This window comes from Ethanoligenens harbinense YUAN-3, from assembly GCF_000178115.2.
Classification (GTDB): Bacteria; Bacillota; Clostridia; order Oscillospirales; family Ethanoligenentaceae; genus Ethanoligenens; species Ethanoligenens harbinense.
The window spans coordinates 756932-769565 of record NC_014828.1; the positions used below are offsets into that span (position 1 = coordinate 756932).

At 57.4% G+C, this 12634-nt stretch carries 11 protein-coding genes; 8 read left to right on the forward strand and 3 right to left on the reverse strand.

Translation table 11 applies throughout. The features are described 5' to 3' along the window. Positions 1–19: 19 nt before the first annotated feature. The 3 genes from ETHHA_RS03560 (at position 20) to ETHHA_RS03570 (ending at position 4664) form a co-directional block, all read left to right on the forward strand. Positions 20–868, forward strand: a complete 849-nt coding sequence (locus ETHHA_RS03560) for a transketolase (RefSeq protein ID WP_013484644.1) — start codon at positions 20–22, stop codon at positions 866–868. Then, positions 868–1821, forward strand: a complete 954-nt coding sequence (locus ETHHA_RS03565; protein ID WP_013484645.1) for a transketolase family protein — start codon at positions 868–870, stop codon at positions 1819–1821. The genes ETHHA_RS03560 and ETHHA_RS03565 overlap by 1 nt, the downstream gene beginning before the upstream one ends. Before the next feature lie 167 nt (positions 1822–1988). Further along, entirely contained in the window at positions 1989–4664 is a 2676-nt protein-coding gene (locus ETHHA_RS03570; RefSeq protein ID WP_013484646.1) for a calcium-translocating P-type ATPase, PMCA-type, read from the forward strand. Positions 4665–4732: 68 nt separating this feature from the next. Here the strand turns inward: ETHHA_RS03570 and ETHHA_RS03575 are convergent, their stop codons facing one another. Then, complete coding sequence (locus ETHHA_RS03575) at positions 4733–5863, reverse strand: phosphodiester glycosidase family protein (RefSeq protein WP_159033350.1); 1131 nt, start codon at positions 5861–5863, stop codon at positions 4733–4735. Positions 5864–6248: 385 nt separating this feature from the next. Between ETHHA_RS03575 and ETHHA_RS03580 the strand changes: the two genes are divergently transcribed. From ETHHA_RS03580 to ETHHA_RS03595, 4 genes are all read left to right on the forward strand, one after another. Beyond that, entirely contained in the window at positions 6249–7319 is a 1071-nt protein-coding gene (locus tag ETHHA_RS03580) for a branched-chain amino acid aminotransferase (protein ID WP_013484648.1), read from the forward strand. Between the two features lie 547 nt (positions 7320–7866). Beyond that, a complete protein-coding gene (locus tag ETHHA_RS03585; protein ID WP_013484649.1) occupies positions 7867–9156 on the forward strand; it encodes a UDP-N-acetylglucosamine 1-carboxyvinyltransferase in 1290 nt (429 codons plus the stop codon). Positions 9157–9214: 58 nt separating this feature from the next. After that, positions 9215–10003, forward strand: a complete 789-nt coding sequence (locus tag ETHHA_RS03590; RefSeq protein ID WP_013484650.1) for an MBL fold metallo-hydrolase — start codon at positions 9215–9217, stop codon at positions 10001–10003. Positions 10004–10010: 7 nt separating this feature from the next. Beyond that, positions 10011–10493 (forward strand): 23S rRNA (pseudouridine(1915)-N(3))-methyltransferase RlmH, encoded by a 483-nt coding sequence (locus ETHHA_RS03595; protein ID WP_013484651.1) that lies wholly within the window; start codon positions 10011–10013, stop codon positions 10491–10493. 76 nt (positions 10494–10569) lie between these two features. Here the strand turns inward: ETHHA_RS03595 and ETHHA_RS03600 are convergent, their stop codons facing one another. Beyond that, the gene (locus ETHHA_RS03600) at positions 10570–11076 is read right to left on the reverse strand and encodes a hypothetical protein (RefSeq protein WP_013484652.1); all 507 of its coding nucleotides are present in this window, start codon (positions 11074–11076) and stop codon (positions 10570–10572) included. A gap of 547 nt (positions 11077–11623) precedes the next feature. On the opposite strand from ETHHA_RS03600, the gene ETHHA_RS03605 reads away from it, so the two are divergent. Then, on the forward strand, positions 11624–12034 hold the full coding sequence (locus ETHHA_RS03605) for a CBS domain-containing protein (RefSeq protein ID WP_041687114.1): 411 nt from the start codon (positions 11624–11626) through the stop codon (positions 12032–12034). Between the two features lie 85 nt (positions 12035–12119). Here ETHHA_RS03605 and ETHHA_RS15780 read toward each other — a convergent pair whose 3' ends face one another. Continuing rightward, positions 12120–12497, reverse strand: coding sequence for a DNA-processing protein DprA (locus tag ETHHA_RS15780; RefSeq protein ID WP_013484654.1), 378 nt, complete (start codon positions 12495–12497; stop codon positions 12120–12122). Between the last annotated feature and the right edge of the window lie 137 nt (positions 12498–12634).

Below are 12634 nucleotides of genomic sequence, written 5' to 3' on the forward strand. Positions count from 1 at the left end.
TTCAGGAGGATAAAAACCATTGGAGGAACAGCGCAGAGCGGAGTTGGCCCAAAAGGCACTGCAGATCCGCAAATATGTGATCGAGGAAGTTTACGCCGCACAGTCCGGACATCCCGGCGGCTCGCTGTCGATCGCCGATGTGGTCGCCTATCTCTATTTTCATGAACTGCACATCGACCCGTCGCGCCCGGACTGGGAGGATCGCGACCGGTTCGTCCTGTCCAAAGGGCACTGTGTGCCGGCCGTCTATGCGGCGCTGGCGATGAAGGGGTTTTTCCCCGTGGATTGGCTGCGCGGCTTCCGGCATATCGACAGCCCGCTTCAGGGGCACCCCAACATGCTGGATGTCGCGGGGCTGGATATGTCCACCGGTTCGCTGGGGCAGGGCATTTCGGCTGCCTGCGGCATGGCGCTTTCCGCCAAGATTTTCGGCAAGGCCTATCGCACCTACGCCATCCTCGGCGATGGGGAGCTGGAAGAGGGCGAGGTCTGGGAAGCGGCGATGTTCGCCGCGCACTATAAGCTGGACAACCTGGTCGCTTTCGTGGATTTCAACGGCCTGCAGATCGACGGGTGCGTGGAGGATGTCATGTCTCCGCTGCCCATCGCGGGCAAGTTCCGGGAGTTTGGCTGGCATGTCCTCGAAATCGGCGCGCACGACTTCGACGCCATCGACGCGGCGTATACCCTGGCCAAAACCGTTCAGGACAAGCCCACCATCATCGTGGCGCGCTCGGTCAAGGGCAAGGGCGTGTCGTTTATGGAGGACATGGCAGCGTGGCACGGCACCGCGCCGAATAAAGAGCAATATGAACAGGCGATGAAAGAACTGGGCGAAGCGCAGGCAAAACTGGAGGCGGGATATTGATGGCGGAAATAAAACGGATTGCAACCAGGCAGGCCTATGGTGAAACGCTGGCGAAACTGGGCGCGGAGTATCCCGGCCTGGTGGTGATGGACGCCGATCTTTCCAAATCCACCAAGACGGATTTGTTCCAGAAAGCATTCCCGGAGCGCCACATCAACTGCGGTATCGCCGAGAGCAACATGATGGCTGCCGCTGCGGGTATCGCTCTGACGGGCAAGATCGTTTTTGCCAGCACATTCGCCATGTTTGCGGCCGGCCGCGCATTCGAGCAGGTGCGCACCTCCATTGGCTATACGCATGCGAATGTCAAGATCGGTGCCACCCACGCGGGCCTGTCGGTCGGTGAGGACGGCGCCACCCACCAGTGCTGCGAGGATATCGCACTGATGCGCACCATCCCGGGCATGACGGTCATCTCCCCGGCGGATGCGGTGGAGGCGCGGGCGGCCGTACGCGCGGCGGCTGCCTATAAAGGGCCGGTCTACCTGCGCTTCGGGCGTTTGCCTGTGCCGGTGGTGTTCAACGAAGGGGACTATGTCTTTACAATCGGGAAAGGTTACCCGTTGCGCGAGGGACACGACGTGACGCTCGCGGCTACCGGCCTGATGGTGGAACAGGCGCTTGTCGCCGCCGATCTGCTTGCGGGCGAGGGTATCCATGCGCGAGTGCTGGACATTCCCACCATCAAGCCCATCGACGATGATCTGCTTGCCGCCGCCGCGCGGGAAACCGGCGCCATCGTCACCGCCGAGGAGCACAACATCATCGGGGGACTGGGCGGTGCGGTCTGCGAGTCGGTGTCGGCGAGTTGCCCGGTGCCGGTGCTGCGCGTGGGCGTGGAGGATACGTTCGGCCGGTCCGGTCCGGCGCTGGAAGTGCTGCGCTATTACGGGCTGACCGCGGAGCACCTGGTGGAAAAAGCCAAAGCGGCTATCGCGCTCAAAACGCGCTGAGCACGTTCGATCATTCAAAAGCCGACAGCGCCGGAAACGGCGGTGCCGGCTTTTTGCAAACCCGCTTTGTCGAAAAAAGAAGAGTGGGATACCTGTGCGGGCCGCCTGCGTGAATGGCGGACCTGCCGGGCAAACTGTTGATACAGGCATGTGCAGGGAGGACGATCATGGAAATTTTAGGCTTGGACGACACGCAGGTGCGCGCATCCCGCGCGCAGTACGGTGAAAACCGTATCACGGAGAAGATGCAGGAGGGGTTCTGGATGAAATTCCGGACCAATCTGGGTGACCCGATGATCCGTATTCTCTGTGTCGCACTGGCCGTGAACGTGCTGTTTGCCATCCTGGGGCAGACCAGATGGTATGAATCGCTGGGCATCGCGGCGGCGGTGCTGCTGGCCACGCTGGTATCTACCTTTTCGGAATACCGCAACGAGAACGCGTTCCGGCGCTTGCAGGCCGAGGCGGCGGCTATTCGCTGCAAAGTCTATCGAAACGGAGAGATCGTAGAACTGCCCATCACCGAACTTGTGGTGGACGACTGCGTGCTGCTCCAGGCGGGAGACCGTGTGCCGGCGGACGGCGCGCTGGTGCGCGGCAGCTTGAAAGTGGATCAGTCTATCCTCAACGGCGAGGCCAAGGAAGCCGAGAAGGTCGTGATGCCGGAAAACTATATCGAGCAAAACGGCGGAATGGATTTCCTTGATCCCTATCAGGTTTTCTGCGGTTCGGTGGTCTGCACGGGGAATGCGGTGATGCGCGTCACCACGGTGGGTGACCATTCGGTCTACGGGCAGATTGCGGGCGAGCTTCAGGTGGACAGCGAGCGCGATTCGCCGTTGAAAGTGAAACTGACAAGACTGGCCGGCGGCATCAGCCGGTTTGGATATATCGGCGGCGTGGGCATCGCACTGGCGGTGCTGTTTGAGCGCATCGTGGTGCGCAACGGGTTCGACTCCGCGCGTATCCTTGCCTACTGCGCCAACTGGATGGGCCTGCTCAACCAGTTGGTGGAAGCGGTTATACTCGCGGTCATCATCATCGTCATGGCGGTGCCGGAGGGTCTGCCGCTGATGATCGCCATCGTGTCGGCGCTGAACATGGGCCGCATGCTGCGCGATCACGTGCTGGTGCGGAAAATCTCCGGTATCGAGACGGCGGGCAGCCTGAACATTCTGTTCAGCGACAAGACCGGCACCATCACCAAGGGCAAGCTGGAGGCCGTCATTTTTCTGGACGGGCAGGGCAGGGCCTATCCCAGCTATGACGAGGTGGTGGGCGGTTTGGGACGAATACTCGCACTCAGTCTGCACCATAACACCGATGCCGTGGTCACCGGCGAGGGTAAGAACATGCGGGTGGTGGGCGGCAACGCCACCGAGCGGGCCATCCTCAGTTTTGCCGCAAGGCGCAACGAGGCTCCGCACGCAGCGACCATCCATTCCATCCCGTTCGACAGTGCGAACAAATATTCAGCCGCGCAGATCGAGGGCGAGCGCACCCTTACGCTCATCAAAGGCGCGCCTGAAACAATTTTGCCGCGTTGCCGTTCGTATTACGACGCACATGGACGGCCCCAGCCATATGCGCACGGGCTCTGTGCGGACGGCTGTGTGGTTGCTCACATCGACGCGTTGGCGCACCGCGCCATTCGGGTGCTGGCATTGGCCGTGAGCCACCAGCCGCTGCGGGGGGACGCGTTGCCCGAGGGGGACGACTGGACACTGGTGGGCGTCATCGGCATACGCGATGAGGTGCGGCCGGAATCGGTGGAGGCTATCCGCGAGGTGCACGGCGCGGGCGTGCAGGTGGTGATGATTACCGGTGACCGGCGGGAAACCGCAGTGGCCATTGCCAGAGAGGCTGGTTTGTTCACCGGGAATGATGACCTCGTGCTCACTTCGGATGAACTGGCGCGGCTTTCCGATGTCCATGTGAAAGCGAAAATGCGGCAGATCCGCGTAGTGGCGCGCGCCCTGCCCAGCGACAAGAGCCGTCTGGTACGTCTGGCGCAGGAGATGGGGCTGGTGGCCGGGATGACAGGCGATGGCGTCAACGATTCGCCCGCACTGAAACTGGCGGACGTGGGCTTTGCAATGGGCGGCGGCACCGAGGTGGCCAAGGAGGCGGGTGATATCGTCATCATGGACGACAATTTCAGTTCCATCGACAAGACCATCCTGTATGGCCGCACCATTTTCAACAGCATCCGCAAGTTCATCGTCTTCCAGCTTACCATCAACGTGGCCGCCGTGCTGCTTTCGCTGGTTGCGCCGTTTCTGGGGATGGACAACCCGCTTTCCATCATGCAGATCCTGTGGGTGAATCTGGTAATGGATACGCTGGCCGCACTGGCGTTTGGTGGAGAGCCGGCGCTGCGCCGTTATATGCAGGAACGGCCCAAGCGGCGCGACGAGGCGATTGTCAGCCGCTCTATGTGGAGCTCTATCCTTACCGGCAGCCTGTGGATATTTGCGATGGGTATGGTCTTTTTATATGCACCGTTTGTACGCGGCTGGTTCCGTCCGGCGGCAGATGCCCGGTATCTCTACACCGGCTTTTTTGCGTTTTTCATTTTCTCCGCGGTCTGCAACGCATTCAATGCCCGCGCCGACACGGCCCGTCTGTTTGAGCACCTCGGGCGCAACAAGGTTTTTCTTCAGATCATCGCGCTGATCGTCACCGTACAAATCGGCATGACCTATCTGGGCGGCACGGTTCTGCGTTGTTACGGGCTGCATGCACGGGAATGGTTGGTGGTCATCCTGCTCGCGCTTTCCATCCTTCCGGTAGATCTGCTGCGCAAGGCCATTCTAGTAAGACGCCGTTCGCGCCCGTCTTGACAGGGTTCGTGTTTTTGCAATGAAAAAAGGCTCTCCCGATTTTCGGGAGAGTCTTTGACTGTTGTCGCTTATTTTTTGGTAATCAGAAACGCGTTGGGCAGATAACGTTCGCCGTCCGCACTGGAAGGGTTGTTGACCACCTTGGCGTTGGTACCGTCGTTGTAGACCAACGTGGAGGAAGAACCGCCGTCCAACGTGGCGGCCTCGTAGGCACCGTACTTCACCATGAGCTGCTGCAAGTCCTTGAATGTGGCGCCGTCGCTCACGCCGGGGCGCCTGCCATCGATGATGAGGAAGATCAATACGCCGGTTTTGGTTTGGCCGATGGCGGTGCGCGGCTGGGGCGCGCCTCCCGAATACGCCGTCATGGAGGAAAGCTGCCCGTCCATGATGAGGAACGGAGACCATTCCACGGCGGTCTTCAGTCCCTTGAGCCCCGCGCTCTGCGTAGCTTGGCTGGCAGTCAGCTTTTGCAGTGTGAGGCGGTTGGCGGAATCCAGCCCGATGATGGAATGGATGCTGGTGTTGCTTTGCAGGGGGTGTTCAATCTTGAAGTTGGAGATGAGCAGTGCATTGGGCGTGCCGCCGTTGCCCTCCCCGCCCGGATCCTCAAAGCCGCCGGCATTGATGCCCACATATGCGCCGGTGCGTTCTACCATATGCGAGATACGTTCGCCGCTGGTGCCGAATTTGTAAGAAAGTGCCATATAAACGCGGGAGGGGTCATATACCTTGACCACCCAGCCTTTGTAGAGGTGCCCAAGCCCGCTGTCCGAACGGATCCGGATAAAGCCGACGCCGTTGATGATGTTTTCCTGACCGTATTCGGTGGGCAGGGTGGTGGCGGTGTCCTTTACCTTGCCCGATACCTTGATAGCGTTCGGGTTGGTATTGTTGGACGGTTCCACCACCTGGTTGCTGGCCAGAATGGCATTGATGGTTTTCTGGTCAAAGAGCATGGTGGCCAGCCATTGGTGCTGGCCGGTGCCCATGGCCGTTGTCACCCACATATTGCGTACATAGGGGAAGGGGCCGTACATGACGAAGAGCCCGATGCAGAAGATGCCAACCAGTGTGCCAAAAAAAGATAGGAAAAAATGCTGCACTGCGCGTTTCTTGCGTTTTTTCTGCGCCAGCTTTTTCTGTTGCTTGACCTTGCGCACGATCTCTCTGCGCTGGGCTTCGATTGAATCATCCATTTTCATCCATACTCCTGGACCGTGCCGCATCCCGCCCGGCAGCCGGCGCGGGAACGGAAAAGGGTTGCACACAATGTTTTCATTATACCGTCCGCCCCTGAAAAAAGCAAGAAGAAATAGGCCGCGGTGTATGGACACTTGTATTCTCCGGGCAGGACTGCTATAATAAAAGAAATATCCCGTTTTTGGGTTTTACACAAGATATTCCGGGGCTGTGGACATTTCTCATACAAAAAATGTAAAAATGTGCGCTCCCTTTCACCGGCAGGCCGCCGGCATCCCCGCGGTCTGCCGGTCCTGTGCGTCAAAACCGGGATCTGGCGCAAAATCTGAGGATTTCAGATCGCTTGATTATTTTTTACATAATGAAAGGGTATGAGTTTGCATGGCAGAGATAAGCGTGGAGCTTACAAAAACACCAAAGAAAAAACCGCAGGATGAGCATCATCTCCCGTTCGGGGACATTTTTACCGACCATATGTTTCTGATGGACTATGATGAAGGACAGGGATGGCACGATGCGCGCATCGTGCCCTATGGCCCGCTGCCCATCGACCCGGCTGCCATGGTATTGCATTACGCGCAGGAAGTGTTTGAGGGACTGAAAGCCTACAAGACACAGGACGGCCGCATTCTGCTCTTCCGTCCGGAGGAAAATTTCAAACGCATGAATGTTTCCAACGAGCGGCTCTGCATTCCGCCTATCGATCCGGCGTTTATGATCGAGGCGCTGAATAAGCTGATTCTGGTGGAAAAAGACTGGGTTCCATCTCTGGAGGGTACTTCGCTCTATATCCGTCCGTTTATCATCGCCACCGACCCTCATCTGGGGGTGCGTCCGTCTCATCATTATTATTTTATTGTTATTCTCTGCCCGGTTGGCGCCTATTATCCCGAAGGGCTCAATCCGGTGAAAATCTATGTGGAAACCAACTACGTCCGCACCGTGAAAGGCGGCATGGGGTTTGCCAAGACCGGCGGCAACTACGCCGCATCGCTCAAGGCGCAGGATGAGGCGCATGAGCAGGAATATACGCAGGTGCTCTGGCTGGATGGTGTGGAGCGCAAATATGTCGAAGAAGTCGGCACCATGAACGTCTTCTTCCAAATCAACGGCACGGTGGTCACACCGGCGCTGCAAGGCAGCATCCTTTCGGGCATCACACGTAAATCCACTATCGAGATGCTGCGTTATTGGGGCGTGCCCGTGGAAGAACGCCGCATCACCATCGACGAGATCGCCCAAGTGGCGGACGAAGGTCATCTTGATGAGGCGTTCGGCACCGGAACCGCCGCGGTCATTTCCCCCATAGGCGAGCTTAAATGGGGAGAAAAGCACATGGTCATCAACAGCGGCGAGATCGGCCCGCTTTCCCATCGCCTGTACGATACGCTTACCGGCATTCAGTGGGGCAAACATCCCGATCCTCTGCACTGGACGCACGAAGTCAAATAAACCGGGCGGATGGCCATGCCTGAACGGCGCGGCTGCTTTGCGTCATTTTGTAAACAAATCGGGCTGTATTTTTGCAGATACAGGGCATTTTATAGCAATGTTTCCCATCGTGTTTGAAAAAATTATGATTCTTGTGCATTTTTCTTTACACTTTAGCCACAGCTTACGCAAAGCTGTGGCTTTTTTCAATGCGATGTGCTATAATACCGATGGCTGGGAAAAGCGCATATGTAGTTGTAGTTTGCGCATCTCGGCCGTATTTTGTGCCGGATTGTATGAAAATTGCATCGAAAGTAACAAAATTCTATAAATAGAAAACATTTCCATTTGTCTATATTTTTATAGATAAAAACTTCATTTGGGTGCAATACTATAAAGGACACAAAAGCAAACGTATTTTGTATGATAGAACAAGACCGCACGGTTTCAGGGCGTTTGCATTTCCCGGCAATGCGGCGGGAAATGGCCGACGGAAAACCGGGGACACCGCGTCGGCTGTTCCGAATGCCCGCAGAATGACCGATGTCGAATAAAGGAGCGTTCTGGTTTGAATAAGTATGTCATCACAGGCGGGAAAAAACTTCAGGGCGAAGTGAGCATCAGCGGCGCGAAAAATGCTGCTGTGGCGATATTGCCGGCAACCGTGCTGGCCGGCGGCGTATGCCGCATCGAGAACGTTCCCAATATCAGCGACGTAAGTAGCCTGTTGGATATTCTGACGCACATGGGCGCGCGGGTGCGTTTTCTGCAGCGCTCGGTGGTGGAAATCGATACGACCCATCTGCACACGCCGCAGGTGCCGTATGAACTCGCACGGAAAATGCGTGCGTCCTGCTATTTTCTGGGCGCACTGCTGGGGCGCTATCACAGGGCGCAGGTGGCGATGCCGGGCGGCTGTGATTTCGGTGTGCGCCCGATCGATCAGCACATTAAAGGGATGGAACTGCTTGGCGCGACCGTCCTGCTCGAGCACGGTGTGGTGGAGGTTTCGGCATCCGCCCTGTGCGGCACCTCGATTTATCTGGATGTGGTGTCCGTGGGCGCGACGGTGAACGTTCTGCTTTCCGCCGTCTGCAGCGAAGGTCTGACGGTGATCGAAAACGCGGCGAAAGAGCCGCATATCGTTGATCTGGCAAACTTCCTGAATGCCATGGGCGCAGATGTGCGCGGAGCGGGCACCGACGTCATCAAGGTGCATGGCGTGCCCCGTCTGCATGGCTGCACCTATTCCATCATCCCGGACCAGATCGAGGCGGGAACGTTTATGGCGGCGGCTGCGGCGACCGGCGGGCGCGTGCTCCTGAAAAACGTTATTCCCAAGCATCTGGAGTCGATCTCCGCGAAACTGGCGGAAATGGGCGTGCAGATCACCGAGTACGACGACTCGCTCCTGGTCGAACGTAACGGCGCGCTCAACCATGCCAACCTGAAAACCATGCCGCATCCCGGTTTCCCCACCGATATGCAGCCGCAGATGGCGGTGCTGCTTTCGCTTGCGCAAGGTACCAGCATCATCACCGAGGGTGTGTGGGACAATCGTTTCCGCTATGTGGAAGAACTCAAGCGGATGGGCGCGAACATTCAGGTGGACGGCAAGATCGCGGTCGTAGAAGGCGTGGGCAGGTTGCTGGCGGCCCCTGTGAAGGCGACCGATCTGCGGGCCGGCGCGGCCATGCTGATCGCCGGGCTGGTGGCGCATGGCGTCACGGAGATCGAGGATATCCGGCATATTGAGCGTGGCTATGAGTATGTGGATGAAAAATTCCGGGCACTGGGCGCGCAGATCGAGCGCGTGTCCGTCACACCGGATGGTGAACCGCTGGCCAGTGCGGTCTGAGTTCGTTTTCTGTTTTACAGGCATCCATCATTTTTAAGGGAAAGGTTTTCCTGTACATATGGCGAGGTTTTGCTCACTTTACAGCGGCAGCAGCGGCAACTGCATCTATGTGGAAGACGGGGATGCCGGCGTCCTGATCGACGCGGGCGTCAGCATGCGGCGCATCTGCGCGGGCCTGCTGGCCATTGGGTCGGACATTTCGCGCGTGCGCGCCGTATTCCTTACGCACGAACACAGTGACCACATCAAGGCTCTGCCGATGCTGTTCAAAAAATATGAGATCCCGGTTTTTGCCACGCCGGGTACCATTCGGGGCGCCTGCGCCGCGGTGGAGGCGCTGAATCCGGATCGCTTTGAGCAGATGGAAACCGGTTGCTGTGCCGAAGTGGGCGGAATGGCCGTTTCTTCATTTGCCACCTCGCACGACAGCTTGGAGAGCGTAGGCTATCGCATTTCATTTGCGGGCGGAGAGGATGCCGCCGTGGCGACGGATCTGGGCTTTGTGGATGAGCCTGTGATGCGCGGTGTGCAGGGCTGCAAAATGGTTATGCTTGAGTCCAACCACGACATTGACATGCTGCGCAACGGCCGGTATCCGTATTATCTGAAGCGCCGCATCCTGTCGGCCATGGGGCATCTTTCCAACCGGGACTGCGCCGCCGTGTTACCGGCGCTGGCGGATGCGGGCATGCGGCATGTGGTATTGGCGCATCTGAGCGCGGACAATAACCTGCCCGCGTTGGCGCTGGAAACCGCGACAGAGGCTCTTTGCGCCGCGGGGATGCAGGATATGGTGAGTGTGGAGGCCGCTCCGCGGAGCGGCCCGGGCCGTGTTTATACATTGTGAGGCGGACATGCTTTCGATTGAATTGTGGTGTGTCGGTGGGCTGAAAGAGTCCTATTGGAAAGCGGCCTGCACCGAATACAGCAAGCGGCTGGGCGCGTGGGCGAATGTGACCGTGCATGAGCTGCGTGAGCAGCCGCTGCCCAAGGATGTTTCTCCCTTGCAGATTGAGATGTCGCTGCGGGCGGAAGGAGTTCGGCTGTTGGCGGCGCTTCCCAAAGATGCATGTGTTACAGCGCTTTGCGTGGAGGGCCGGGAGATGGACTCGGGAGCGCTGGCGCAGACGTTGGACCGGCGGATGACCGGCGGTCAGTCCAGATTTTGTTATGTGATCGGCGGCTCCCACGGGCTTTCCGCGGAAGTGAAAGCTCGTGCCGATGAGAAGTTTTCCCTTTCTCGCATGACAATGCCGCATATGTTGGCACGCGTGTTTCTGCTGGAACAGCTCTACCGTGCCATCAGTATTCTGCATGGTGCAAACTATCATAAATAACAGATGCCCGCCAACAGACCCGCCGGATCCGATGATCCGACGGGCCTGTTGATTTATCATGCATGTTGGCTTGCTGTCACGCCTGCGAACTGGCACTGGAAAGGGATGCATAAGCGGACTGGAACTGCGTGATCCAGTCCGGCGCGGGGGCAATGGGCGTGGAAAGCGGGTCAGCGGCATTGGCATGGATTTGCACATAGATACCTTCGGAAGAGAGGATATCGGTCAAATGGAATTGCGTATTCAACGATTCCAATGTCTGCGAATTCTGCGCGGCTACTTCCCGCAGCATGGAAAACAGATCCTGCGCTGATTTCTGCGCCAAAGGTTGCAGATAACTGGAACGATCCAGACGGCAGATGATGAGCGAAAGGGCGATGCGCCCGGGTGTGGAGGCATAGGTGCGCGCCATGGTATTCAGATCGGCGGTTGCCGGCAGGGTGCTGTCAATAGTCCCGCCGTGTAAGGAAGACGGGATGGCTTCAGCCGTGGAGCTTTTAGACTGTCTCGGCTGTGTGCCGCAGGCGGACAATAACGCGAGCGCCGCTACGGCGACAGCCAGAAATAAGAGCCTGCGCAGCACACAAATTCCTCCTTTATGGTGAGGTTGGCAGTTGGAAAGCGGGGCTTTGGCCGCAATGCCGAAAAAAACCTTGAGTCTATGGTGGTTTCATCCAATCTGGAAGGGAAAGATACATTTTGAATTTTGTCATATATTTTTTACAAAATTTGAAAAAATATCGCCTGATGTTGTTTCAATTTGCAAAGAACAAAGGCCTGGGCGGGGGAGCCCAAGCCTTTGTCTTGTAAGCCTGAGGGGTAATGAGGAGGGTTAAGAGCATGTACATTTGAAATAAGTGCGGCTCCTATCTCAAATGTACAAACTTATTATAACGAACAATACCACGGGGTTTGTTAACATAATATGAATTTTTTAGACGCGTGACTGTGCGCGGTTGGTGGAATATGGTCTGCCGCAAGGCGTTTGACGGCCGGAACATGGTGTATAAACACCGGAACCGGCGCGGATACTATGGGCGAAGGAGCGTTCAATGCGCCGTTGCATGTTAGTGTTCGCCGCGCGCCCGCATGGCGCATATCCTTTCCGCGGCGGAAAGAAGGAGGGGACGATGCAGGTAAGTGAGATCATGACTACGCGGATCGTCAGTGTGGAGCCGACCGCAACGGTGCGGGAAGCCGCCACGCTGATGAGCCGCAACAACATCGGCTCCGTGCCGGTGGTGGACGGTGGCGCCGTGCGCGGTATGCTGACCGACCGGGATATCGTGCTGCGCTGTGTATCCGAAAACAAAGATGCGGACACCGTAAAGGTTTCGGATATCTGCACGCATGGCGCGGTGTCCGTGCGGCCGCAGGACCCGGTGAGCAATGCTATGCACCTGATGTCTGCGGAGCAGGTGCGGCGGCTGCCGGTGGTGGATAACGGCAAACTGGTGGGGATGCTGAGCTTTGCCGACGTTGCCCGCGAAAAAACGGGCATGGAAGTTGCCCAATCTATCTCGGAAATTTCCATGCCGTGAGTCGTCTGAAAAAGAAAGCGTCAAAAAACGGGCAGGACTATTTTATAGTCCTGCCCGTTTTGCAGCAAAAGAATGCGCAGCAGCGTCAGTTTTGCAAAAAATTCGGCATACGGATCGGGTGGCGGGTAATCAAAAAAATCTTAAACGGTTTTCCAAGTTTGATGCAGCAGCCGAGCGCATGGCGAGTGCCTTTGGATTGGCCGTCCCAAAACGCGAGGACACAGTCTGCGTTTTCCACGATGTCGATGTTGCGCACCAGCGGCGCGGAGCGCCCATACCGCTGGTAACGCGGGCGGATGCAGGTGTGCTTGACGCCTAGTTCCGCGGCGGCACGTTTGGCCAGAGCATCTACTCCACACGCGCCACCGGTGATGATCTGCGAGCATCCCTTCGGCAACTGCCGGAGAATCAGATTGTACGTTTCTTCCCCCGCATGACGGGAACCAATGACAGCAACCTTCAAGTATAACACCGCCTTAAAATGAAAGTCTGGCCGCCTGTCAGCCAACAAGATTATAGTACCATCCCCGCGGGTAAATGTAAACACTTTAGCGCGCCTTTCCCAGCAGGTGAAGATATTGCATCTGATATCCACCCCCA

Bases quoted from the DNA above. Each gene is read 5' to 3' on its own strand.
- ETHHA_RS03565 (WP_013484645.1), top strand. From the start codon at position 868: ATGGCGGAAATAAAACGGATTGCAACCAGGCAGGCCTATGGTGAAACG.
- ETHHA_RS03570 (WP_013484646.1), top strand. From the start codon at position 1,989: ATGGAAATTTTAGGCTTGGACGACACGCAGGTGCGCGCATCCCGCGCG.
- ETHHA_RS03575 (WP_159033350.1), bottom strand. From the start codon at position 5,863: ATGGATGATTCAATCGAAGCCCAGCGCAGAGAGATCGTGCGCAAGGTC.
- ETHHA_RS03580 (WP_013484648.1), top strand. From the start codon at position 6,249: ATGGCAGAGATAAGCGTGGAGCTTACAAAAACACCAAAGAAAAAACCG.
- ETHHA_RS03590 (WP_013484650.1), top strand. From the start codon at position 9,215: ATGGCGAGGTTTTGCTCACTTTACAGCGGCAGCAGCGGCAACTGCATC.
- ETHHA_RS03595 (WP_013484651.1), top strand. From the start codon at position 10,011: ATGCTTTCGATTGAATTGTGGTGTGTCGGTGGGCTGAAAGAGTCCTAT.
- ETHHA_RS03605 (WP_041687114.1), top strand. From the start codon at position 11,624: ATGCAGGTAAGTGAGATCATGACTACGCGGATCGTCAGTGTGGAGCCG.